20 protein-coding genes are annotated in these 22627 nt (G+C 65.2%); 16 read left to right on the forward strand and 4 right to left on the reverse strand.

The genetic code is table 11. From position 1 onward, the window contains the following. Positions 1 to 8: 8 nt before the first annotated feature. Positions 9 to 332 (forward strand): chorismate mutase, encoded by a 324-nt coding sequence (locus ACTHQS_RS08205; protein ID WP_159631877.1) that lies wholly within the window; start codon positions 9 to 11, stop codon positions 330 to 332. Between the two features lie 6 nt (positions 333 to 338). Here the strand turns inward: ACTHQS_RS08205 and ACTHQS_RS08210 are convergent, their stop codons facing one another. Next, on the reverse strand, positions 339 to 728 hold the full coding sequence (locus ACTHQS_RS08210) for a hypothetical protein (RefSeq protein WP_440167684.1): 390 nt from the start codon (positions 726 to 728) through the stop codon (positions 339 to 341). 132 nt (positions 729 to 860) lie between these two features. Between ACTHQS_RS08210 and ACTHQS_RS08215 the strand changes: the two genes are divergently transcribed. The 6 genes from ACTHQS_RS08215 (at position 861) to pdxS (ending at position 9158) form a co-directional block, all read left to right on the forward strand. Next, positions 861 to 1211, forward strand: a complete 351-nt coding sequence (locus ACTHQS_RS08215; protein WP_440167686.1) for a DUF6504 family protein — start codon at positions 861 to 863, stop codon at positions 1209 to 1211. A 10-nt stretch (positions 1212 to 1221) separates the two neighbouring features. After that, positions 1222 to 4737 carry a DNA polymerase III subunit alpha gene (locus tag ACTHQS_RS08220; protein WP_440168009.1) on the forward strand — a complete coding sequence of 1172 codons (3516 nt, stop codon included), beginning with the start codon at positions 1222 to 1224 and terminating at the stop codon, positions 4735 to 4737. Between the two features lie 128 nt (positions 4738 to 4865). Beyond that, positions 4866 to 6875: a threonine--tRNA ligase gene (gene thrS / locus ACTHQS_RS08225; protein WP_440167687.1), complete on the forward strand. Its 2010-nt coding sequence runs from the start codon at positions 4866 to 4868 to the stop codon at positions 6873 to 6875. An 18-nt stretch (positions 6876 to 6893) separates the two neighbouring features. Then, a complete protein-coding gene (locus ACTHQS_RS08230; RefSeq protein WP_440167689.1) occupies positions 6894 to 7481 on the forward strand; it encodes an HIT family protein in 588 nt (195 codons plus the stop codon). Continuing rightward, the gene (gene pgsA / locus ACTHQS_RS08235) at positions 7471 to 8094 is read left to right on the forward strand and encodes a phosphatidylinositol phosphate synthase (RefSeq protein WP_440167691.1); all 624 of its coding nucleotides are present in this window, start codon (positions 7471 to 7473) and stop codon (positions 8092 to 8094) included. The genes ACTHQS_RS08230 and pgsA overlap by 11 nt, the downstream gene beginning before the upstream one ends. A gap of 137 nt (positions 8095 to 8231) precedes the next feature. Then, positions 8232 to 9158 carry a pyridoxal 5'-phosphate synthase lyase subunit PdxS gene (gene pdxS, locus ACTHQS_RS08240; protein WP_440167692.1) on the forward strand — a complete coding sequence of 309 codons (927 nt, stop codon included), beginning with the start codon at positions 8232 to 8234 and terminating at the stop codon, positions 9156 to 9158. Positions 9159 to 9434: 276 nt separating this feature from the next. Here pdxS and ACTHQS_RS08245 read toward each other — a convergent pair whose 3' ends face one another. Further along, positions 9435 to 11447: a M3 family metallopeptidase gene (locus tag ACTHQS_RS08245; RefSeq protein ID WP_440167694.1), complete on the reverse strand. Its 2013-nt coding sequence runs from the start codon at positions 11445 to 11447 to the stop codon at positions 9435 to 9437. 163 nt (positions 11448 to 11610) lie between these two features. Here ACTHQS_RS08245 and ACTHQS_RS08250 point away from each other — a divergent pair, with 163 nt between their 5' ends. Beyond that, on the forward strand, positions 11611 to 12984 hold the full coding sequence (locus ACTHQS_RS08250) for a ferredoxin reductase family protein (protein WP_440167696.1): 1374 nt from the start codon (positions 11611 to 11613) through the stop codon (positions 12982 to 12984). A gap of 15 nt (positions 12985 to 12999) precedes the next feature. On the opposite strand, the gene ACTHQS_RS08255 is transcribed toward ACTHQS_RS08250, so the two are convergent. Both ACTHQS_RS08255 and ACTHQS_RS08260 read right to left on the reverse strand, forming a co-directional pair. After that, on the reverse strand, positions 13000 to 13755 hold the full coding sequence (locus tag ACTHQS_RS08255) for a type 1 glutamine amidotransferase (protein ID WP_440167698.1): 756 nt from the start codon (positions 13753 to 13755) through the stop codon (positions 13000 to 13002). Beyond that, the gene (locus ACTHQS_RS08260) at positions 13752 to 15044 is read right to left on the reverse strand and encodes a MurT ligase domain-containing protein (RefSeq protein ID WP_440167700.1); all 1293 of its coding nucleotides are present in this window, start codon (positions 15042 to 15044) and stop codon (positions 13752 to 13754) included. Before ACTHQS_RS08260 ends, ACTHQS_RS08255 begins: the two co-directional genes overlap by 4 nt. 90 nt (positions 15045 to 15134) lie before the next feature. Between ACTHQS_RS08260 and pdxT the strand changes: the two genes are divergently transcribed. From pdxT to secF, 8 genes are all read left to right on the forward strand, one after another. Continuing rightward, positions 15135 to 15845 (forward strand): pyridoxal 5'-phosphate synthase glutaminase subunit PdxT, encoded by a 711-nt coding sequence (gene pdxT / locus ACTHQS_RS08265; protein ID WP_440167701.1) that lies wholly within the window; start codon positions 15135 to 15137, stop codon positions 15843 to 15845. Between the two features lie 3 nt (positions 15846 to 15848). Continuing rightward, on the forward strand, positions 15849 to 16604 hold the full coding sequence (locus ACTHQS_RS08270; RefSeq protein ID WP_440167703.1) for a YebC/PmpR family DNA-binding transcriptional regulator: 756 nt from the start codon (positions 15849 to 15851) through the stop codon (positions 16602 to 16604). Positions 16605 to 16669: 65 nt separating this feature from the next. Then, a complete protein-coding gene (gene ruvC, locus ACTHQS_RS08275; protein WP_440167705.1) occupies positions 16670 to 17248 on the forward strand; it encodes a crossover junction endodeoxyribonuclease RuvC in 579 nt (192 codons plus the stop codon). A 90-nt stretch (positions 17249 to 17338) separates the two neighbouring features. Next, complete coding sequence (ruvA, locus tag ACTHQS_RS08280; RefSeq protein ID WP_440167707.1) at positions 17339 to 17983, forward strand: Holliday junction branch migration protein RuvA; 645 nt, start codon at positions 17339 to 17341, stop codon at positions 17981 to 17983. Next, entirely contained in the window at positions 17976 to 19061 is a 1086-nt protein-coding gene (gene ruvB, locus ACTHQS_RS08285) for a Holliday junction branch migration DNA helicase RuvB (RefSeq protein ID WP_440167709.1), read from the forward strand. Before ruvA ends, ruvB begins: the two co-directional genes overlap by 8 nt. Positions 19062 to 19270: 209 nt before the next feature. Next, the gene (gene yajC, locus ACTHQS_RS08290) at positions 19271 to 19678 is read left to right on the forward strand and encodes a preprotein translocase subunit YajC (RefSeq protein WP_440167711.1); all 408 of its coding nucleotides are present in this window, start codon (positions 19271 to 19273) and stop codon (positions 19676 to 19678) included. 100 nt (positions 19679 to 19778) lie between these two features. Continuing rightward, positions 19779 to 21536: a protein translocase subunit SecD gene (gene secD, locus ACTHQS_RS08295; RefSeq protein ID WP_440167713.1), complete on the forward strand. Its 1758-nt coding sequence runs from the start codon at positions 19779 to 19781 to the stop codon at positions 21534 to 21536. Further along, complete coding sequence (gene secF / locus ACTHQS_RS08300) at positions 21536 to 22552, forward strand: protein translocase subunit SecF (protein WP_440167715.1); 1017 nt, start codon at positions 21536 to 21538, stop codon at positions 22550 to 22552. Before secD ends, secF begins: the two co-directional genes overlap by 1 nt. The last annotated feature ends 75 nt before the right edge of the window (positions 22553 to 22627 follow it).

The following is a 22627-nucleotide window of genomic DNA, read 5'->3' on the forward strand; positions in this document are numbered from 1 at the left end:
ACTGTCAGATGATGGCGACAATTCAAGGAAACGATAGGGATGCCCGGGCCGACAGGGAACAGCTCGCTGCCGTCCGGGTTGCTGTTGACGAGGTGGATGAGCAGATTGTCACCCTCATCGCCCGCCGTGAACGGCTGATCAGGATCGCCGGCACGCTGAAGGGTGATGACGCAGAGGTGCGTGCCCCCGGCCGGGTGGAGCGGATCATTGAACACGTGCGGGCCGCTGCCGAGAAAAAAGACATTGACCCGGACATCGTGGAGTCAACCTACCGGGCCATGATCTCCGCGTTCATTGAACTTGAACTGCGGATCCATAAAGAAAACAGCTGAGGAAGCTTAGGGCGCTTCCTCCACCGGCACCCCGTGCTGGAACTCCCGTCCGTCCGCCTCGCTGAAGGCGGACAGGACATGCCCCTGCCCGAGTCCGTTCAAGGCCGTCAGGGGAAAGCTGCCGGTGATGCTGTTCCCTGAATGGGAAACTCCGGACAGGTCGTAATCCTCTTCGATTCCCTGGTCCCGGTTGAACGAGTAGCAGGCAATGGCCTCCCCGTTCATGAACTCAATGCACAGCCGGCGCTGTGCCGAATAATCCGGCGAGGCTCCCATCAACCCCACCACGTAGGCGCCGGAAACCGGTATGGTGCCGTCGATATCGAACGTGGCAACCAGGGTGGAGTCCTGGGTCTTGATGCTGGCCTGCTTCAGGAGTGCGTCATCGGTACTCATGCCAACATCCTGCTCCCTGCCGCACGCCCCGTCCACCCCCGCCTATGTTTTGCTGCCAACCCGGCGTAGACTGGCTTTATTCGAACACATATTCGAATTCCTGCAATGGGGAGTATCGGTAGGGAGGTGCGCATGGGCATGTTCAGCGAGTCCGTTGACGTGGTGTGCTCCGCTGCCGGACAGCCGGAATCGCTGATATGGGCAGGGGCGTCCTACACCGTCTGCGCCGAACCAGTCCGGTGGTACGAACGCCGGCAATGGTGGGCGGAGGACAGCAGGGCCCCGCTGGGAAGCGGACAGGGCGTAGTGGACCACGAAATCTGGCGCGTCCAGGTCCTGCCGGCCCGGATGGCCTCCCGTCCCGCAGCGCCGGTAGAACCGGCCGGCGCAGAACCCCTCACCCTTGACCTGACGCGCCAGATCCGCAGCAACCGTTGGCGGCTGCTGCGGATCCATGACGCCCTCCGCCACAGAACTGCCTGACCAGACCAGCATGGGCTTTACCCACCTTCACGTTTCCACGGCGTTCAGCGCCCATTACGGCGTTTCATGGCCAGAGGAACTGGCCATGGCTGCCGCTGCCGACGGCGCCACGGCCCTTGCCTGCACCGACCGGGACGGCCTGTACGGCACCATCAAGCACCTCAAGGCCTGCATGGCTGCAGGCATCGACCCCATCGTGGGGGTGGACCTTGCAGTATTCGACGACGACGGCGACCACCGAACGCAGGTAGCAGGCAGGGTGGTGGTGCTGGCCCGAGGCCAAAACAACGGTGCCGGATACCGTGCGCTGTGCCGGCTGGTTTCCGACGCCCACGCCAGGACCTCGGGGAAAGCCGGCGGAGCGGTACCCGTTGCTGTCACCCGCGCCGAACTGGCTTCCCGCACCCTGGACCCCCAAACCCTTAAGCCGGTGCTCACCATACTGCTCGGCCCTGATTCAGATGTGGGCCGTGCCATGGGCGGACGGCGCTACCTGCGGCCCCGGACCCTGTTCAAGCAGTGGCTGGACGCAATGCCCGCCGGAACCGTGGTGGCGGAAATCGTCTCCCAGCTCAGCGCACCGGGTACCCCATTGAGCACGGCGCACGCTGTGCGCATGCTCAGGCTCGCCGAGGAACACCAGGTGCCGGCTGTCCTGGCCAATGCGGTGAGGTACTGCGCTGCGGACGGAGCACCAACCGCTGATGTCCTGGATTCTGCCCGGACATTGAAGTCCCTGCCCGAACTGGCAGGGGAACCACTGCTGCAACCCACCGGCCAGGGGTGGCTGAAAACCCCTGGGCAAATGCTGGCGCTTGGCAAGGAAATCATTTCCGCCGCCGGTTATGGTGCCGCAGACCTCAAGCAGCTGATGGCACAGACAGAAGCGCTCGCCGATCTCTGCCGGATTGACCCCACTACAGACATGGGATGGAAACAGCCAGTGGTGCCCGAAGCATCCGTTATCGGCATCACCCAGGATCCGCACGCTGAACTCATCCAGCGCTGCCATGCGGGAATCGGCAGGCGGTTCCCGGGAATCGGCGGCAAAGCGGAGAAGGACATGCTGGCCCGCCTGGACCATGAGTTGGGGATTATCAACAATCTGGGCTTCTCCTCCTACTTCCTGACCGTTGCGGAGGTATCCCGAATGATCCAGGACATGGGGGTCAGGGCGGCAGCCAGGGGGTCCGGAGCGTCCAGCCTGGTCAATTACCTGATCGACGTCAGCCATGTGAATCCCCTCCAGCACGACCTCATTTTCGAACGTTTTCTCTCCAATGACCGCGCCACCCTTCCAGACATCGATATCGACGTCGAAAGCGCTGAGCGCCATAACGTCTACCGCCGGATCTTCGAACGCTTCGGCTCTGAACGGGTCACCCTGATGAGCATGCAGAACGGGTACCGTGCCCGTGGTGCAGTGCGCGACGCCGGGCTGGCGCTGGGCATGGACGACGGCGAGGTGGGGGAGATCGCCAAACAGTTGTGGCGGTTCTCGGCGCGGAAATTCCGCGAAGCGCTGCAGGAAAAACCTGAACTGCGCGAGTTTGCCGGACGGGTAGAGCAACGCGACGCACATGGAAACCAGCAACTGGACCTGCTGGTGGACCTGACCGAACGGCTCGACCGGCTGCCCCGCCACATTTCCATGCACCCCTGCGGCGTCATCCTGGGTGATGCCACCCTCCTGGACCGTACACCGGTACAGCCAAGTGGGCTGGGCCTGCCCATGAGCCAGTTCGATAAACATGACATGGACTCCATGGGCATGCTCAAACTCGATGTCCTGGGTGTCCGCATGCAAAGCGCCATGGCTTTTGCGGTCAGGGAAATCATCAGGATCCACCCCTCCAAAGAAGAAGTGGTCAAGGCAGGGAACCACCCGGCTGGTCCGGAAGGTTCCGGCCCGGATTACATTGCCGCCAATGGCCAGATAGACCTCAACGCCGTCCCCCTTGACGACGAAGCAACCTATGAGCTGATCAGAAGCACGCACACCCTTGGCTGCTTCCAGATCGAATCCCCCGGACAGCGGGAACTGATCGGCAAGATGGCGCCGCGGGAGTTCAACGACCTCATCATCGATATTTCACTCTTCCGCCCGGGACCGATGAAGTCGGACATGGTCCGCCCCTTCCTGGAACACCGGCATGGGTTCGCCCCTGAGAGCTACCCGCACCCGGACCTCAAACCGGTGCTGCAGGAAACCCATGGGGTCACCGTCTTCCACGAGCAAATCCTGAAAACCCTTCACGTCATGACCGGCTGCGGTCTGGCCAAAGCCGACGAGTTCCGCCGGGCGCTCAGCAGCGAGGCCGGAGAAGCGCAGGTGGAGGAGTACTTCCGGCGCCACGCCAAAGCCAAGGGATACACCCCTGAGGTGGTGGACAAGGTCTGGGGGACGTTGAAGTCCTTTGCCAGCTTCGGTTTCTGCAAAGCCCACGGTGCGGCTTTCGCCGTCCCCACCTACCAGTCCGCCTGGCTCAAGACACACCACCCCGAAGCCTTCCTTGCAGGCCTTTGGGAGCACGACCCCGGTATGTACCCCAAACGGCTGCTGGTGGCCGAAGCGCGCCGGCTGGGCATTCCCATCCTTCCCCTGGACATCAACCGGAGCAAAGCCGAATACCGGGTGGAATGGATTGAATCAGGAAAGGACTCAGGGAAGCTGGGAATCCGGCTCAGCCTGAACGGGATCTACGGCCTGTCTGCTGCAGAACTGAAGCGGATCGTCGTCGGACAGCCTTACGATTCACTGGCGGATCTCCGGGCGCGCTCGCGGCTCAGTAAACCAAGCATCAGGCGCCTTGCGCAGTTGGGTGCTTTTGATTCCCTGCACCGCGAAGCCGGAGGCCCTGCCAACCGCGCGGACCTGGTGCACCATTTGCAGCAGCTTCAATCAGCCCATGGCGCGCGGAAAGGCGTGGAGGTCCTGGAGGGGCAGTTGTCCCTCCCCTTGGGTGACGTTGAACTGCGCAATATCAAACCTGGACTTCCCGCTCCAACAGTGGTGGAGAATGTCAGGGCGGAACTTGACCTCATGGCCATCGATGTCAGCACCCATCTGATGGACAGCCACCGGCCCCTGCTGGAAAGGCTCGGTGTCACCACCGCCGATAAGCTCCTCAACCTGCGCAACGGGACCGAAGTGCTGGTGGCAGGGGTGCGGGTGGCCACCCAGACTCCTCCCATGCGCGGCGGCAGGAGGGTGGTGTTCATCAGCATCGACGACGGCACCGGCTGCGTGGATTCGGTCTTCTTCCACGAGGCCCAGGAAAGCGCCGGGCCGCTCCTGTTTGGAACCCGCCTGCTGCTGATCCGCGGGACCACCCGAAGGACTGGTCCGCGGGGCATCAGCATCAGTGCGAGCATGGCGTGGGACCTGGCCCGGACGGAGAGCCTGCCCTTCCCGGAGTTCCCCCGGGAGTCCACGCCGGTGTTCAGCCCGGAGGCCTCCGGGGATGGTCCGCATCCCCTGGACGGCATCAGCAGGACGCTCGCGATCACCGGTTTCAACGGGTGACTGCTGTTCCCCTGCCCCCGTGTGCCGCGTTGGTCGGCCCTTACCTGAACCGATAGCATTGACGGTGGCTGGCTGTGGTCCCCGTATGCCACAAGCTATGAAGCCTTAACTTTGAATAGGAGACACCCGTGTCAGATGCCCAGCAGATCACCCTTCTCGTCGATGGCGAAGAGACCAAGGTGACTACCGGGACCACCGGTGCGGAACTCTTCTTTGAGCGCCGTGACGTTGTTGTTGCCCGCGTCAACGGCGAGCTGAAGGACTTGGACCAGGAACTTCCCGAAGGCGCAGAGGTGGAAGCCGTCACCATTGATTCGGCCGACGGCCTGAATGTCCTGCGCCATTCCACCGCCCACGTGATGGCCCAGGCTGTGCAGCAGCTGCGCCCCGACGCCAAACTCGGCATCGGACCCTACATCACCGACGGTTTCTACTTCGACTTCGATGTTGCCGAACCGTTCACCCCCGAGGACCTCAAGACCCTCGAAAAGATGATGCAGAAGATCATCAACCAGAACCAGAAGTTCGTCCGCCGAGTGGTCAGCGAGGACGAGGCCCGCGAAGCCATGAAGAACGAGCCCTACAAGCTTGAGCTGCTGGGCAAGAAGAACGATGCCGCCGAAGCCGGGGAAGGCGTGAACGTTGAGGTCGGCGCCGGCGACATCACCATCTACGACAATGTGGAGCGCAAGGAAGGCACCACCGTCTGGTGCGACCTCTGCCGTGGCCCGCACCTGCCCAACACCAAGCTCATCTCCAACGCCTTCGCCCTGACCCGCTCGTCGTCGGCCTACTGGTTGGGCAACCAGAAAAACCAGCAGCTGCAGCGCATCTACGGAACCGCCTGGCCCACCAAGGAAGCCCTGAAGGCCTACCAGGAGCGCATTGCCGAGGCCGAGCGCCGCGACCACCGCAAGCTGGGCTCCGAGCTGGACCTGTTCTCCTTCCCGGACGAGCTGGGTTCCGGCCTGCCCGTCTTCCACCCCAAGGGCGGCATCATCCGCAAGGAGATGGAGGACTACTCGCGCCAACGCCACGTCGAGGCCGGCTACGAGTTTGTCTACACCCCGCACATCACCAAGGGCCACCTGTACGAGGTCTCGGGACACCTTGACTGGTACAAGGACGGCATGTTCCCCGCCATGCACGTGGACGCCGAACTCAACGAGGACGGCACCGTGCGCAAGCCCGGCCAGGACTACTACCTGAAGCCGATGAACTGCCCCATGCACAACCTCATCTTCCGCGCCCGCGGCCGGTCCTACCGTGAACTGCCCCTGCGGCTGTTCGAATTTGGTTCCGTCTACCGGTACGAGAAATCCGGCGTAGTGCACGGCCTCACCCGGGTCCGGGGGATGACGCAGGACGACGCCCACATCTACTGCACCCGTGAGCAGATGAAGGACGAACTCACCAAGACCCTGAACTTCGTCCTGGACCTGCTCAAGGACTACGGGCTGAACGACTTCTACCTCGAGCTGTCCACCAAGGACCCCGAGAAGTACGTCGGCGACGACGCCACCTGGGAGGAAGCCACCAGGACCCTCTCCGAAGTAGCCCAAGAGTCAGGGCTGGAACTGGTGCCCGATCCGGGCGGAGCCGCCTTCTACGGTCCCAAGATTTCCGTGCAGGCCAAGGACGCCCTGGGCCGTACCTGGCAGATGTCCACCATCCAGCTGGACTTCAACCTGCCGGAACGCTTCGAGCTGGAATTCCAGGCCGCCGATGGCAGCCGGCAGCGTCCGGTCATGATCCACCGCGCGCTCTTCGGATCGGTGGAACGCTTCATGGGCGTCCTCACCGAGCACTACGCCGGCGCGTTCCCCGCATGGCTGGCTCCGGTACAGGTGGTGGGCATCCCCGTCGCGGAGGCGTTCAACGATTACATGTTCGACGTCGTTGGCCAGCTTAAGGCGGCGGGCATCCGTGCCGAGGTGGATACGTCCTCGGACCGCTTCCCCAAGAAGATCCGCACCGCCAGCAAGGACAAGATCCCGTTCGTGCTGATCGCCGGCGGCGACGACGCAGAGGCCGGTGCTGTTTCGTTCCGCTTCCGCGACGGAAGCCAGGACAACGGCGTGCCCGTGGCGGAAGCGGTCAAGCGAATCACCGAAGCCGTCCGCAACCGGACCAGCTAGCCGAACGGAAGCAGCACAGTGCAGGAGAACACAGGCGCAGGATATCCAGGCGATGCCGGCGTTACCGACGACTTTGCCCTCGCCGGTGTCCCGGACGCCTTCCAGCGCCTGTGGACTCCGCACCGCATGGCCTACATCAAGGGCGGGCAGCACCAGTTCAAGAACGAGAATGACTGCCCGTTCTGCGTCGGCCCCGGCCGCACTGACGAAGAGGCGCTCATCGTCCACCGCGGACGGACCTGCTACGTGGTGCTGAACCTGTTCCCCTACAACCCGGGCCACCTGCTGGTCTGCCCCTACCGGCACATTCCGGACTACACAGACCTCACTGTTGAAGAAACAGCAGAGTTCGCCGAGCTGACCCAGACGGCCATGCGGGTCCTGCGGAAGGTGTCCAATCCCGGCGGCTTTAACCTGGGCATGAACCAGGGTGTGGTGGGCGGTGCAGGAATCTCCGCCCACCTGCACCAGCACATTGTGCCGCGCTGGGGCGGGGACGGTAACTTCTTCCCCATCATCGCCCAGACCAAAGCCATCACCCAGACCCTTGATGAGGTCCGGCAGCAGGTGGCTGACGCCTGGCCCGGGGAGTCGGATGCTGAATAGGCATGCCCGCGGCTTCTTCACCGCACTGTTTACCCCGTTGGCCCGCTGGCTACTCAGGATCGGTGTCTCCCCGGATGCGGTGACCATCCTTGGAACCGCCGGGGTTGCCGCGGGAGCCCTCATCTTCTACCCCCTGGGCCAGCTCTTCTGGGGAACCGTCTTCATTACCGCATTCATCTTTTCCGATGTCCTGGACGGCATCATGGCCCGGATGCAGGATGTAAAGAGCCGTTGGGGGAACTTCCTCGATTCCACCCTGGACCGCATCGCCGACGGCGCCCTCTTCGCCGGCGTATCCGTGTGGTTCTTCACGGGTGGAAACGACACCGCCATCGCCGTCTGCGCCCTGCTGTGCCTGGTCCTGGGCATGGTTGTCTCATACGCCCGCGCCAAGGCAGAATCGCTCGGGTTCACCGCCAACGTCGGGATCGCTGAGCGGGCCGAACGCCTGGTCTCGGTGCTGGTGATCACCGGCCTGACCGGACTGGGGCTGCCGACGGTGGTGCTCCTGGCCACCCTTGTCCTCCTGGCAGCGGCGAGCCTGGTCACCGTGGTGCAGCGCGTGCTTTCGGTGCGCCGGCAGGCCCTTGCGGAGCCAACGCCCGCTGATTAAGCATGATTAAGCCTGCCGCGCGGCGGGGGTCTAGTATATAAGTGCCCGGTCAAGCGACCCGGCAACCCGTGCGTGCACCTCCGGCAGCTGCCGCCGCATGCCCGGCGAAGATCATCTGTCTACCCATAGGGGTTTTTGTGTCTACACCTGATGTAAGCAACGAGGCCGGTTCGTCCGCGAACAGCGTCACGGGCAGCAGCCGCGTGAAGCGTGGCATGGCCGAGATGCTCAAGGGCGGCGTCATCATGGACGTCGTCAACGTCGAGCAGGCCCGCATCGCCGAAGACGCCGGTGCCGTGGCGGTCATGGCGCTGGAGCGTGTTCCGGCCGATATCCGCGCCCAGGGCGGCGTGTCCCGCATGTCCGATCCCGACATGATCGACCAGATCATCGACGCCGTGTCCATCCCGGTCATGGCCAAGGCCCGCATCGGCCACTTCGTCGAGGCCCAGGTCCTGCAGTCCCTCGGCGTTGACTACATCGACGAGTCCGAGGTCCTCACCCCGGCCGACTACGTCAACCACATCGACAAGTGGAACTTCAAGGTTCCCTTCGTCTGTGGTGCCACCAACCTTGGTGAGGCCCTGCGCCGCATCAACGAGGGCGCTGCCATGATCCGCTCCAAGGGCGAAGCCGGCACCGGCGATGTCTCCAACGCCACCGGCCACATGCGCAAGATCCGCTCCGAGATCGCCAAGCTTGCCGCGCTGCCCGAGGACGAGCTCTACGTCGCGGCCAAGGAACTTCAGGCCCCGTACGAACTGGTCAAGGAAGTCGCCGCGGCCGGCAAGCTCCCCGTGGTGCTCTTCACCGCTGGCGGCATCGCGACCCCCTCTGACGCGGCCATGATGATGCAGCTCGGCGCCGACGGCGTGTTCGTCGGTTCCGGCATCTTCAAGTCCGGCAACCCCGCCCAGCGTGCCGCCGCCGTCGTTAAGGCCACCACCTTCTTCGACGACCCCGACGTCATCGCCAAGGCCTCCCGCGGGCTGGGCGAAGCCATGGTGGGCATCAACGTCGATGAGATCCCCCAGCCGCACCGTCTCGCTGAGCGCGGCTGGTAATTTCCGCCTTCTGTGACGCGCCGGACGGCGCGATCCTCTGCGTGCTATTCCCCGCGCCCCGTTGGCGGCTTTGTCGCTGGTCGGGGCGCGGGGCCCCTTTTACGCACGCTGCCGGACCGCACCGTCCGGCGCTTCGGTTTTGGCTTCACTGACTTGACCACGACGCCGGTTCCTCACCTTCTTGGTGGGGGACCGGCGTCGTTCTTTTAAATCGATTGCTCCGTACCTGTCGTTTTCGGGCCTCAAAACGACGTTTACTCAGCAATCGATGGGGTTTTACTCGAGGCCGCGGCGCTTTAGCAGGGGGTCCAACCTGGCTTCGCGGCCCCTCAGGATGCGGAAGGATTCCAGGGGGTCCCGGCTGTTGCCGCGGCTGAGCAGCTCCTGCCGGAAGCGTTCCCCGTTGGCGGGGGACAGGCCGCCGTTTTCCTTGAACCAGTCCACGGTTTCCGCGTCCAGGACCTCGCTCCAGATGTAGGAATAGTAGCCCGCCGCGTAGCCGGCCCCGGCGAAGATGTGCTGGAAGTAGCCCGTGCGGTAGCGGGGTGGGATCAGCGGGTGGGCAATCCCTGCCGCGGCCAGCGCCTTTGCCTCAAACTCCAGGGCATCGTCGGGAACGTCGCCCGGCTCCAGCGTGTGCCAGGCGAGATCCAGGAGGGCTGCGCCCAGGTACTCCGTGGTGGCAAACCCTTCACCCCAGAGCCGGGACTCCTCCAGCCGGTCCACAACGCCCTGCGGCAGTGGCTCACTGGTGATGTGGTGGCGTGCGTAGTTGGACAGCACCTCCGGCCACATGATCCACATCTCGTTCACCTGCGACGGATACTCCACAAAGTCCCGGGGCACCGCAGTACCGGAAAAGCGCGGATAGGTGACATTGGAGAACAAGCCGTGCAGTGCATGGCCGAACTCGTGGAAAAGCGTGCGCAGCTCGTCCAAGGTGAGGAGGGTTGGTTCACCCGCGGGCGGCTTGGAGATGTTGAGCGTATTGGTCACCACGGGCCGGGTGCCCAGCAGCGAAGCCTGGTCCACGAGCGAGTTCATCCACGCTCCGCCGCGCTTGGACTCGCGTGCATAGTAGTCGCCCAGGAACAGCCCCAGGCCGGTTCCGTCCCCGTCGCGGACCTCCCAGATGCGAACGTCCGGGTGATAGGCCTTGAGGTCGGGCCGCTCGTGGAAGGTAACCCCATAGAGGGCAGTGGCTGCAAAGAACACTCCGTCCGTGATGACCCGGTCCAGTTCAAAAAAGGGACGCAGGGCCTGTTCGTCGACGTCGTACTTCTCCCGCCGCACCTTTGCCGAAAAGTAAGCCCAGTCCCATGCTTCCAGCGGATGCCCGGCGACGTCGGCCAGGGCTGCCGCCTCGGCGTCGGCATTGCGCACGGCCGCCGGCGCCATCCGGCTCAGCATTGTCCGGACTGCCTCGAAGTCCGGCGCCGTCTGCCGGTCGGCCACAAGTTCCGCGTAGTTGGCGAAACCCAGCAGTTGGGCCTTCTCGGCCCGCAGCCCCGCCATCTCCCTGGCCAGGTCCAGGACATCCAGGCTGCCGCCGCCACTGCCCCTGGCCACTGATGCTTCAAACAGGCGACGGCGGACGTCCCGGTTCTCGAGCGCCGCCAGTGCCGGCTGGTTGCCGGGCTGGACCAGGGTGAGCAGGTATTTGCCGTCATGCCCGGCGGCGCGTGCAGCTTCCCCGGCACTGGCGACGTCGTCTGCCGTCAGGCCGGCCAGGTCGGCCGCGTCCTCCAGCAGCAGCGCCGCGGACTTCATCCCTTCCTTGGCCCGCTGGCCGAACTCAGTACCCAACCGGGCCAGCTCGGCGTTGATGGCACGCAGCCGCTCCTGGCCCGGTGCATCGAGCTGGATGCCGGACTGGCGGAACTCCTTGAGGTATTCCTCCACCAGGCGGGCCGACTCGGGATCCAGGCCACCCGTATCAATGGCCGCAAACCGCTCATATAGGACCCTGTTGAGGAACACCTCGTCCTGATGGGCCGGGAAGCGCGGCGAGAGCTCCGTTTCAAGTTTCCGGATCTCGGCGGACGCATCCGCCGACACCACGGTATAAAACGCCGCCGCGGCCCTGTTGAGGAGTTGCCCGGAGCGCTCCATGGCGAGTGCCGTGTTGTCGAACGTGGCCGGTTCGGCGTTGCTGGTGATGGCCTGGATCTCACTCAGGTGCTCAGCCAGTCCTGCTTCGATGGCGGCGCCGTACTGGCCTGCTGCGAGGCCCTCGAAAGGTGGAAGGCCGTAGGGCAGGGGACTGGCGGCAAGGAGGGGGTTGGTCATGGGGTAAACCTTTCACAGCAGGGCGCGGTTCTCAACGAAGGAAATGGTGCTGGCTCCCAGACGACATCCCTACAATTGCCGCTATGGGGTCCGGTCCGGGCCGCATTCTGCGCGCACTGCATGGAACGCGCACGGTACGGCAGCGACGAAGGGGCCCTGGTCCATGAGCAAGCAAGGCACGACGCCGGCAGCTGCTTTCCTGGGAGTACCGTCCCGGTGGGTGGGACCGGGCGCTGTCGTGGTCCTGGTGGTGGCATACGGCATCTTTTGGTATGTGGCGCGGCCGCAGGGTGAACCCGTCCTCAGGCATGTGGGCCAGCTGTTCGGCGGGGAGTCGGTGCTGCTGTACTCGATCGCCCTGGTCCTGGTCAGTACCCTCCCGCACGTTGAGCCGGTGTTTGGCGGCATTGACCACGCCGCCATCTGGCACCGCAGGGCTGCCGTCACGGCAACCGTCCTGTTGCTGCCGCACATCGAACTTGCGTCCAACCCGGAGGCAACCAGCGTGGGAAAGACGCTGGCAGTGGCGGCCATTTCCGGCCTTGCCGCGCTGGTGGTGTGGGCGGTGCTGCCACGCTGGCGGACCATGCTTCCGGCGCCGGTCCGCCGCGTGGTCGTTGCCGCGCTGCAGGCAAAGGGGGTCCGCCTGGCGGCGCGGTTGCTGGGTGGCTATGAGCGCTGGCGCGGCTTTCACCGCCTCACCGGCCTGTTCGTGGCCGCCGGCTTCCTGCACGGGCTGCTCGATGCCAGTGCGTTTGAGGCTGCGCCCGTCCTGAGGTGGAGCTACGTGGCCATCGGCGGAACGGGCCTGGCGTTCTACGTTTACCGGGAGCTGCTGGCGCGCCGTTTCCTGCCCCATCACGACTACCAGGTTGCAGGGGTCCGTCCGGTTGCGGCGGACTTGGTGGAGGTTGCACTACGTCCCCTGGGCCGCCCGCTGGCGTTCAAACCCGGCCAGTTCGCCATGGTTTACCTCGAAACAGCCCAAGGCTGGCAGCGGCACCCCTTTTCCATTTCGGGTCCAGCAGGGGAGGGTGGGATCAGCATCACGGTCAAGGCACTCGGGGACCACACCACAAGGCTTCCCGACGTGGTCCAGCCCGGCATGCCTGCTGTAGTCGGCGGCCCCTACGGCCGTTTTGACCGGAACAAGGGCACTGCCCACCAGGTCTGGATCGCCGGCGGGGTGGGGATCACTCCCTTCCTGAGCTGGTTGCGGTCACTGGACGAAGGGCCGGCCGGCGGGCTGCACGAAGATGTCCACTTCTTCGTCACCTCGGCGGGCCCGTCGCCTTTTGCCGATGAAATCACCGCCATCGCCGGGAACCAGCCGCGGCTTACGGTCCACCTGGTTGACACCGAAAGGGACGGACGGCTGACCCCGGACATGGTCCTGGCCGCGGTGGGCACCGAGCCACGCCTGCTGTCGGTATTCATGGGTGGTCCGGACGCCATGTTGCGGCAGTTCCGCAAAGCCTTTCGGGCAGCGGGTGTCCGAAGGCTCAACATCCACCGGGAGTACTTCCAGTGGCGCTGATCCTGCCGGCAGGGCTCAGCGGGGCCGGCGCGCGGCGTGCTCCCGTGCCAGGACTGCGTAAGTGTCGTCCGGGGTGCCGGGGGAGAAGCTGCCGAACTTGCGCTCCGCAGCTGTACGGATGAGGAAGTCGGCGATGGCAGGGTTCTTGGGAAGCAGCGAGCCGTGCAGGTAGCTGGCAACGATGTTCCGGTACCGTGCCCCCTCATGGCCGTCATTGCTGTTGTTTCCCGTTCCCTTGGCCACGGCCCCAAGCGGCCGAACCCCGCTGCCCAGGGTTGTCTGGCCGCTGTGGTTTTCGTAGCCGAGGACGTCGCCGAACTCCGTGGTTGACACCTTGACGTTGCCGATCAGGCGCTCATCGGTGCCGTGGGTTTCCACGTCGAGTACGCCGATACCCGGGATGACGGCGCCCGTGCGGGTCTTGAAGAACCGCCCGAAGAGCTGGTAAAGGCCGCAGATGACCAGCATGGGCGCGCCGTCCTCGGCCAGTTCCTTGAGTTGGCCGGCGCGGGCCTGCAGGTCGTCCTGGATCACCAGCTGCCCGCTGTCCTGGCCACCGCCGCCCACAATGATGTCCACGCCGTCAGGGAAGGGATCGCCCACGTTGTACTCGAGCAGTTCGGGGGTGTACCCGTGCCACTGGATCCGGCGCTGCAGGACCAGCGCGTTGCCCCAGTCGCCATAGATGTTCATGTCGCGCGGGTACAGCTGGACCACGCGGAGGGTGCCCTTGGACTGGTGGCCAGCTTCCGCTGCTTCTGCCGGACTCACGAGACAACCTCCACGGTGGTGATTTTGGACAGCTCGCGGCGGATGGCAAGCATGGCGGTGTAGGTGCAGAAAATCCGCTTGGGTTTGCCGCGCCCTTCCCGGATGAAGGCGGCAAGGGCGTCGGGAATGTCGGTATCCACAGCGCCAACGGGGACTTCGTCGTATTGCAGCCGCAGCGCCATGTCGTAGGCCCGGGACCCGGTCAGCAGCTCCACCCCGCCCTCGCGGAGCGAATCGAATTCCACGTCCCACAGCCAGGACATGTCCCGGCCATCGGCGTAGTTGTCGTTGATGGCGATCATGGTGGCGTAGCCGCCGGCGGGGAAGGACTTCAGCCCCAGCCGGAAACCGCTGGGGTTCTTGACCAGCACCAGGTCCAGGGGCAGGCCGTCCACGGTCAGGCTTTCGCCGCGGCCGAAGGCGGGCGCCACCTGCGACAGCGCCTGCAGCAGGGTCTCGTGGTTCGCGGTGGCGGCGCCGCCACCGCAAATGCTGCGGGCCAGCGTGAGGGCAGCGGCTGCATTGAAGATGTTGTAGACGCCGCGCAGCTTCATCGCCGTGGTGACCGTACCGCCGTCGTACTCAAACTCGGCGCTGTCAGCGCCCACCTTGCGGAGGACGACGTCGGCCTGCGGCTTTGCGGGCAGGCCCGCCGGAGCGGGGCTGCCGGGAGCGGCGCGCATGTCGTCGTCGTTCGGAAAGGTGCCCAGCAAGGAATCGTCCAGGCCGAAGTACCTGACTTCCTGTCCAGTGAGCGTGTCGGCGATCCTGGCAACCCGCGGGTCCTCACGGTTCAGGACCACCGTTCCGGTGGTCTTCGCCGCGATGTGCTGCAGGAGCTGTGCCGTTTTGTCGATCTCGCCAAAGCGGTCCAGTTGGTCGCGGAGCACGTTGAGCAGCAGGCAGTAGCGGGGCGGAACGCTGTTCACGAAATGGACGGCGTGGGCCTCGTCAAGTTCCAGGACGGCAACGTCCGCGTCCAGCCTGCCGCGCCAGTCCACCTCGCCCAGGAGTGCGGCCGCCACCCCCCGCGTGAAGTTGCTGCCGGTCCGGTTGGTGAAGACCTTCAGGCCCTGGCTTTCCAGCAGTTCGACCACCATTTTGGTGGTGGTGGTCTTTCCGTTGGTGCCGCTGACCACGGCCACGCCGTGGGGCAGGGTGGTGAGCGTCCGCCGCATGAAGCCGGGGTCGATTTTCTCGACCACCAGGCCCGGAAGTGCGGAGCCGCCGCCCCGCAGCCGGGATACCCTGCGGACCAGCTTGCCGAGCGGAACACTGAAGAAGACCATGTTTCGAATATATCCCAGCAGCGGCATGCAACCTTTGCCCGCGGCCCAGGTGCGGCAGCAGCCGGAGGGCCGGGACCGTATGCTGGAGGGATGACAAATCCCTCTTCTGCTGATCCTGCGCGCGTGGGCTCAGGCCTGCGGATTGGTGTCCTGGCCCTGCAGGGAGACTTCCGCGAACACCTGCGTGCCGCGGAAGCCACCGGCGCGCAGGGCGTTGCCGTCCGCCGCCCGGAGGAGCTGGACGGCCTGGACGGCCTCATCATTCCCGGCGGCGAATCCACCGCCATCGATAAACTGGCGCGGGCCTTCGACCTGGCCGACCCGCTGCGCAAGTACATCGCCGAGGGGCTCCCCGTCTATGGTTCCTGCGCGGGAATGATCCTGCTTGCGGCGGACATCGCAGATCCGGCCACCGACCTGTCCGGCGCCCCCCAGCAAACGTTCGGCGGCCTGGACATCACCGTCCGGCGCAATGCCTTCGGCCGGCAGCGCGAATCCTTCGAAACCGACCTGGACTTCAAGGGACTTGACTTCAGCGCCACCGAATCAGGCGTGGAACCAGTGCACGCCGTCTTCATCCGCGGCCCCTGGGTGGAGCGGGTGGGCCCGGACGTGGAGGTCCTCGCGCAGGTGGAACCGGCAGAACCCGGTCAGGCGTCGCACGCCGTACCGCTCCCCGGGGCGGCTAGAATTGTCGCAGTGCGTTCCGGCCAGCTGCTGGCCACCTCCTTCCACCCGGAAGTGACCGGCGAGAAACGCGTACACGAACTTTTTATCCGCATGATCAGAGGAGAAGCGTAAAGCATGTCAGGCCACTCCAAATGGGCAACGACCAAGCACAAAAAGGCGATCATTGACAGCCGCCGCGCAAAGTCGTTCGCCAAGCTGATCAAGAACATCGAAGTTGCCGCCCGCATGGGCGGACCGGACCTCGCCGGCAACCCCGGCCTGGAACTTGCCGTAACCAAGGCCAAGAAGACCTCGGTCCCCAACGACAACATCGACCGCGCCATCAAGCGCGGCGCCGGCCTCACCGGCGAAGTGGTGGACTACGCCGAAATCATGTACGAGGCCAGGGGCCCCCAGGGCTCCGCCCTGCTGATCGAGTGCCTCACCGACAACAAAAACCGGGCCGCCTCCGAAGTCCGCCTCGCCATCTCCCGCAACGGCGGAACCATCGCCGACCCAGGTTCGGTCAGCTACCTCTTCACCCGCAAGGGCGTGGTGAACCTGCCCAAGAACGGCCTGAGCGAGGACGACGTCCTGATGGCCGTCCTGGATGCGGGCGCGGAGGAAGTCAAGGACAACGGCGAGACCTTCGAGATCCACTCGGAACCGGGCGACCTCCAGGCCATCCGTGAAGCGCTGGCGGAAGCCGGCATTGAATACGACACGGATGAAGTTGAGTTCGTTCCCTCCATGCAGGTGGAACTCGATGTCGACGGCGCCCGGAAGTTCCTGAAGCTGGCAGACGCCCTGGAGGAACTCGACGACGTGCAGAACGTCTACAGCAACGCCGACCTCAGCGACGAAGTCCAGGCCGCCCTGGAATCCGAGTGACGTCCCGCCTTGCCTGCTAGTCCGCAGGAGTTGAAGCCGGGGTTCCGGGCCGGGGCGGAGCACAAGTGACGCTCCGCGTCCTTGGCGTTGATCCCGGCCTCACCCGTTGCGGCATCGGCGTGGTGGATGTTGAGCGCAACCGCCGGGCCAGCATGGTGGCGGTAGGGGTGGTGGGCACATCGCCGGACGAGACCCTTGACCGGCGCCTGCTGGTGATCGCCACGGCCATCGACGAGTGGCTGGACCGCTACGAACCGCAGGTCCTCGCCGTCGAACGCGTCTTTTCGCAGCTCAACGTCAGCACGGTGATGGGCGTCGCCCAGGCGTCAGGTGTGGTCATCGCCGCGGCGGCCCGCCGGGGAATCCCGGTGGCGCTGCACACGCCGTCGGAAGTCAAAGCCGCGGTGACCGGAAGCGGGTCCTCGAACAAGGACGCCGTGACCAAACTGGTGACCAAGATCCTCCGCCTTGACGCTCCGCCGCGTCCCGCCGACGCAGCCGATGCGCTGGCGCTGGCCATCACCCATGCGTGGCGGGCCGGGAGCGGCGCTGCCGTGGCCACCACGGGACCGGGCAGTTCATCCCTGACGCCTGCCCAGCGGGCATGGGCGGAAGCAGAAGCGAAAGCGCGCCGCGCACGCTGATTGTCGCTGCCGCTTGCTAGGGTATTCGTAGATATGTTCGGATAGCCGGGCTCTCACTTTGGAGGCCCGCAGTACAACGGGAGCCCGGCCTTGATCAGTTTCCTCCGCGGAACCGTAGCGCACCTTGGCCTGTCAACGGCCGTGATAGACCTCAACGGTGCCGGGATGAGCGTCAACGCCACCCCGCAGACCCTGAGCCGGCTGCGCGTGGGTGACGAAGGCCAGCTGTTCACCTCACTGATTGTCCGGGAGGACTCGCTGACGCTCTTTGGCTTCGCCTCCGATGACGAACGCGAGGTTTTTGACATCCTCCTGAGCGTCAGCGGCGTTGGTCCGCGGCTGGCCCTTGCCGTCCTTGCTGTCCACGATCCCGAAGCGATCAGGGTGGCAGCGCACACCGGCGACAGCAAGACCTTCACCAAGGTTCCCGGCATCGGGCCCAAAGTGGCAGGGAGGATCGTGCTGGAGCTGGCCGGGAAGCTCGTCCCGCAGGGGACCCCTGCAGCAGCCGGTGCCGCCACTCCTGCCGAAGCCTCCTGGAAACCCCAGGTGGTGGCGGCCATGACCAGCCTGGGCTGGTCCGAGAAAGATGCCTCTGCCAGCATCGACAAGGCCCTTGCCGACGACCCGGAAGTATCCTTCCGCGGCAACGTCCCGGAAATCCTGCGGACCACCCTCCGATGGCTGGGCCAGGACGGCGCACGCGCAGGCAACCGCGTAGGTACCCGTGGCTGAACCGTCACTGGTCGCCGCGGGGGAGGAGCCGGAGGAGCGTGCCATCGAGGCGGCCCTGCGGCCCAAGAACCTGGATGACTTCGTTGGCCAGCACCGGGTGCGCAAGCAGCTGTCGCTGGTGCTGCAGGCATCCCGCATGAGGGGACGCACCGCAGACCACGTCCTGTTTTCCGGTCCGCCGGGCCTCGGCAAGACCACCCTCGCCATGATCGTGGCCGCCGAGATGAACGCTCCGCTGCGCCTCAGCAGCGGGCCCGCCATCCAGCATGCCGGCGACCTCGCGGCCATCCTGTCCTCGCTGTCCGAGGGCGAGGTCCTGTTCCTTGACGAGATCCACCGCATGTCCCGCCCGGCCGAGGAAATGCTGTACATGGCCATGGAGGACTTCCGCGTCGACATCGTGGTGGGCAAGGGCGCCGGGGCCACGGCCATTCCCCTGGAGTTGCCGCCGTTCACCCTGGTGGGCGCCACCACCCGTGCCGGGCTGCTTCCGGGTCCACTGCGTGACCGGTTCGGCTTCACCGGGCACCTGGAGTTCTACTCCGTCCCGGAGCTGGAACTGGTCCTGCGCCGTTCAGCCGGGCTGCTGGACCTGAAGGTCAACTCCGCCGGCTTCGCCGAAATCGCAGGCCGTTCGCGCGGCACCCCACGCATCGCCAACCGCCTGCTGCGCCGGGTCCGGGACTGGGCACTGGTTCACGGAGTCGAACAAATCGATGCGAGGACCGCGTCCGCCGCCCTCGACATGTACGAAGTGGATAAGAAAGGGCTGGACCGGCTGGACCGCGCCGTCCTCGACGCCCTTATCACCAAGTTCGGCGGCGGCCCCGTCGGCCTGTCCACCCTAGCCATCGCCGTGGGCGAGGAAACCGAAACGGTGGAAACCGTGGCGGAGCCCTTCCTGGTCCGGGAAGGACTGCTGGGCCGCACGCCCCGCGGCAGGATCGCCATGGCGCCGGCCTGGGCCCACATGGGGTATGCCATCCCGTCCGGAGTCTTCGCGCAGGAGCAGCTGGACCTTTTCGAGCCCGGCGCGGAGACCTCCGAGGCAGGGGACTGGGCCCCGGAGAGCCAATAGCAGGCTCCGTTCAGCTTTTCCCTTTAGACTGGTATGACGCCCGGCACGTTCGGGTCTTTGTTTCGCGGGTGGCCCTGACGCCCCCGTCGCTTGGGGAAGGAAATGTCAGGCGTTCTGCCTGCGCCACCAGCCGCCCCGGCCGAAGCGAAGCCAACGTCGCTGGAAAACCAGCTGCACCACGCAAAAGAACGGAATTCCCCTTGGATCCAATGTCAATTCTCCTGTTCGTCATGCTCGGCGTGTTCATCTTCATGATGTTCCGCCGCAACAAGAAGACGCAGCAGCAGCAGGCAGAGCTCCAGTCGAAGTTTGGCCCGGGCGTGGAGGTCATGACCAGCTTTGGCCTTTTCGGCCGGATCGTGGACATCGACGACGCCGATAACAAGGTCACCCTTGAACTTTCCCCCGGCAACCTGGCCACCGTCCACCGCCAGGCCGTCACCAAGGTCGTCGAGCCTGCCGCGGATGTTACTGCCGAGCCCGCCGCTGATTCCCCGGTTGTACCGGACGACGCGTCCTCACTGACCACTCCGGAGACCGGCAGCAGCGCGACCAGCGCCGAGACTCCGGAAGAAACCCTGAAGCGCCTCAACGACGAGGGCAAGAAGGACAGCTAGGCCCGCCGGCCCCTTTCCTCCCTCTACCGCTGCGGACCACCGCCGGCGCAGGTAACAACCCGCGCCGGCGGTTCTTCCGCGAATAAGAGAAAGATCGACAATGGCACGAACTGGCCGCAAGAAACCAGGGCTCCGCGTCCTGGTCTGGCTTGGCGTACTCCTGGCAGCGTTGACTGCCGTCCTGGCCGGCGGCACCATCGCCGGGCAGGCCAGCTGGGCGCCCAAACTGGCCCTGGACCTTGAGGGCGGCACGCAGATGATCCTGGCGCCCAAGGTGGAGGGCGGTTCGGACATCAACGAACAGCAGCTCAACCAGGCCGTGGCGATCATCCGCCAGCGCGTTGACGGCTCCGGCGTCTCCGAAGCGGAAATCAGCACCCAGTCAGGGCGCAACGTGGTGGTCAGCCTCCCCGGCACGCCCTCTGCCGAAACCCGGAACCTCATCCAGGCGTCCGCGGACATGAACTTCCGCCCCGTCCTCCTCAACGGCGACGGGGCAGCCGTGCCCCCGGAATCGCGGACCCCGGAGGACCAGCTGCCCAAGCCGACAGCTGAGCCGGCCAACAGCAGTGACACCAACTGGATCACCCCTGAGATCTACAAGCAGTTCGAGGCCCTGGACTGTAACAGCCCCGCGGCCGAAAAATCGCAGCGGTCAGATCCCACCAAGCCGCTGGTAACCTGCGAGCCTGCCACGGACAAGTCCCCGGCCATCAAGTACATCCTGGGTCCCGTGGAGGTGAAGGGCAGCAACATCGTCACCTCGTCCTTCCAGCTGCAGCAGGGTGCGCAGGGAGCCGTGACCAACGACTGGGCCGTCAACATCCAGTTCGACGCCGAAGGCACGGCCAAGTTCAAAGCGGTCACCGAACGCCTCAACCAGTTCTACGTGGCCGCCGGCGGCGAGTCGGGCACCGACCCCAAGTCCCAGTTCGCCATTGTGCTGGATGACCAGGTCATCTCCGCCCCGCGGTCGCTGGCCGTCATCACCGACGGACGTCCGCAGATCACCGGCGGCTTCACCGAGCAGACCGCCAAGGCGCTGTCCGACCAGTTGAAGTTCGGCGCCCTTCCCATCAGCTTCGACATCCAGAGCGAACAGCAGATCTCCGCCACGCTCGGTGGTGAACAGCTGCGCATGGGCCTGCTGGCCGGCCTGATCGGCCTGCTGTTGGTGGTGGTCTACTCGCTGTTCCAATACCGCGCCCTGGGCTTCGTCACCATTGCCTCGCTGGTGGTGGCGGGTGCCCTGACGTACCTGGCCATCGCGATCCTGGGCTGGACGGAGAACTACCGGCTGTCCCTGGCAGGCGTTGCAGGCATCATCGTGGCCATCGGCCAGACCGCAGACTCCTTCATCGTCTACTTCGAGCGCATCCGTGATGAACTGCGCGAAGGGCGCGGCCTGGTGTCCGCCGTCGAAAACGGCTGGAAGCGCGCCAAGCGCACTGTTCTTGCCTCCAAGGCCGTCAACCTCCTGGCCGCCCTGGTCCTGTACTTCGTGGCCGTGGGCAACGTCCGTGGCTTTGCCTTCACCCTGGGCCTGACCGCCATCGCCGACCTCATCGTGGTGTTCATGTTCACCCACCCCACGCTGCAGCTGCTGGCCCGCACCCGGTTCTTCGGTGAAGGCCACAAGTTCTCCGGCCTGGACCCCGAACGGCTGGGCGCCGTGCCGCTCTACCGCGGTGCCGGCCGGGTCCGCACTCCCGATGACAAGCCCGTGGTGGTCCGTACCAAGAACACCGGAGCAGCGGCCGAGGCCGAACGCCGCCTGACCATCGCTGAACGGCGCCTGGCAGAGAAGCAGGAACAGCTGGCCGGCTCGTCCAAGACCTCCGCGAAGGAGAACAAGTAATGTCAGGCTTCGCTACGTTCGGCAACGAGCTCTACACCGGGAAGCGTTCCTACGACTTTGTAGGGGCCAAGAAGATCTGGTTCATCATCGCCGCGGTGGGAGTGGCGCTGTCCATCCTCATCCCGGTGGCCAAAGGCGGCTTCAACCTCGGCATCGAATTCCGCGGAGGCTCCGAATTCACGGTCTCGAACGTCAAGACCACGGACACCACCATCGGCGAAAAAGCCGTGACTGACGTGGTCGCCGGCAGTGTTCCGCGCGTTGCGAACGTGGCCGGCAACACCATGCGCATCCAGACGGACAAGCTGACGGACGACGAGACCCTCCGGATCAAGCAGGGCCTCACGGGCGCTTACGGTGTCACCGACAACGAGGTGACCTCGACGTTCGTTGGCCCCACCTGGGGTGCCGACGTGACCAAGCAGGCGCTGATCGGCCTGGTGGTGTTCGTCCTGCTCGCGGCCGTGTTGATGGCCCTGTACTTCCGCACCTGGAAAATGTCCCTCTCGGCGTTGGCCGGCATGGCTGCGACCATGTTCATCACGGCCGGCGTGTATGCGCTCAGTGACTTCGAGGTCACGCCATCGGCCATCATCGGATTCCTGACGGTCCTGAGCTACTCCCTGTACGACACCGTGGTGGTCTTCGACAAAATCCGGGAAAACACCACCGGAATCGACGCATCCACACGCCGGACGTTCGGCGAGGAAGTCAACCTCGCCGTCAACCAGACCCTGGTGCGTTCCATTAACACCATGATGGTGGCAATCCTCCCCGTGGGCGCCATCCTGTTCATCGGTGCCGGGCTCCTGGGCGCCGGAACGCTGCGGGACCTGTCCCTGGCACTGTTCGTCGGGATCCTCATCGGCACCGCCGCGACTATCTTCGTCGCAGCGCCGATGTACGCCTGGCTCCGCCAGGGCGAACCGGACCTGGTCAAGCAGGCCCGGCGTGTCCAGCAGCGGCGTGCCGGATCAGCGGAACGGGCAGTTCCGGCATCGCCGGCTAAAGCCTGACGGGCAGTACCAGCCAGTCCTCAGCCCATCGAAGGCCGGGCAACGCAGACTCTGCGTTGCCCGGCCTTCGGCTGT

The organism is Arthrobacter sp. SAFR-044 (assembly GCF_051965175.1).
Taxonomy (GTDB): domain Bacteria; phylum Actinomycetota; class Actinomycetes; order Actinomycetales; family Micrococcaceae; genus Arthrobacter.

Coding starts and splice junctions, on each gene's coding strand:
- ACTHQS_RS08215 (WP_440167686.1), top strand. CDS start 861: ATGGGCATGTTCAGCGAGTCCGTTGACGTGGTGTGCTCCGCTGCCGGA.
- ACTHQS_RS08210 (WP_440167684.1), bottom strand. CDS start 728: ATGAGTACCGATGACGCACTCCTGAAGCAGGCCAGCATCAAGACCCAG.
- pgsA (WP_440167691.1), top strand. CDS start 7,471: ATGCTGAATAGGCATGCCCGCGGCTTCTTCACCGCACTGTTTACCCCG.
- pdxT (WP_440167701.1), top strand. CDS start 15,135: ATGACAAATCCCTCTTCTGCTGATCCTGCGCGCGTGGGCTCAGGCCTG.
- ACTHQS_RS08220 (WP_440168009.1), top strand. CDS start 1,222: ATGGGCTTTACCCACCTTCACGTTTCCACGGCGTTCAGCGCCCATTAC.
- yajC (WP_440167711.1), top strand. CDS start 19,271: ATGTCAATTCTCCTGTTCGTCATGCTCGGCGTGTTCATCTTCATGATG.
- ACTHQS_RS08260 (WP_440167700.1), bottom strand. CDS start 15,044: ATGGTCTTCTTCAGTGTTCCGCTCGGCAAGCTGGTCCGCAGGGTATCC.
- ACTHQS_RS08245 (WP_440167694.1), bottom strand. CDS start 11,447: ATGACCAACCCCCTCCTTGCCGCCAGTCCCCTGCCCTACGGCCTTCCA.
- ACTHQS_RS08205 (WP_159631877.1), top strand. CDS start 9: ATGATGGCGACAATTCAAGGAAACGATAGGGATGCCCGGGCCGACAGG.
- ACTHQS_RS08270 (WP_440167703.1), top strand. CDS start 15,849: ATGTCAGGCCACTCCAAATGGGCAACGACCAAGCACAAAAAGGCGATC.
- secF (WP_440167715.1), top strand. CDS start 21,536: ATGTCAGGCTTCGCTACGTTCGGCAACGAGCTCTACACCGGGAAGCGT.
- ACTHQS_RS08250 (WP_440167696.1), top strand. CDS start 11,611: ATGAGCAAGCAAGGCACGACGCCGGCAGCTGCTTTCCTGGGAGTACCG.
- secD (WP_440167713.1), top strand. CDS start 19,779: ATGGCACGAACTGGCCGCAAGAAACCAGGGCTCCGCGTCCTGGTCTGG.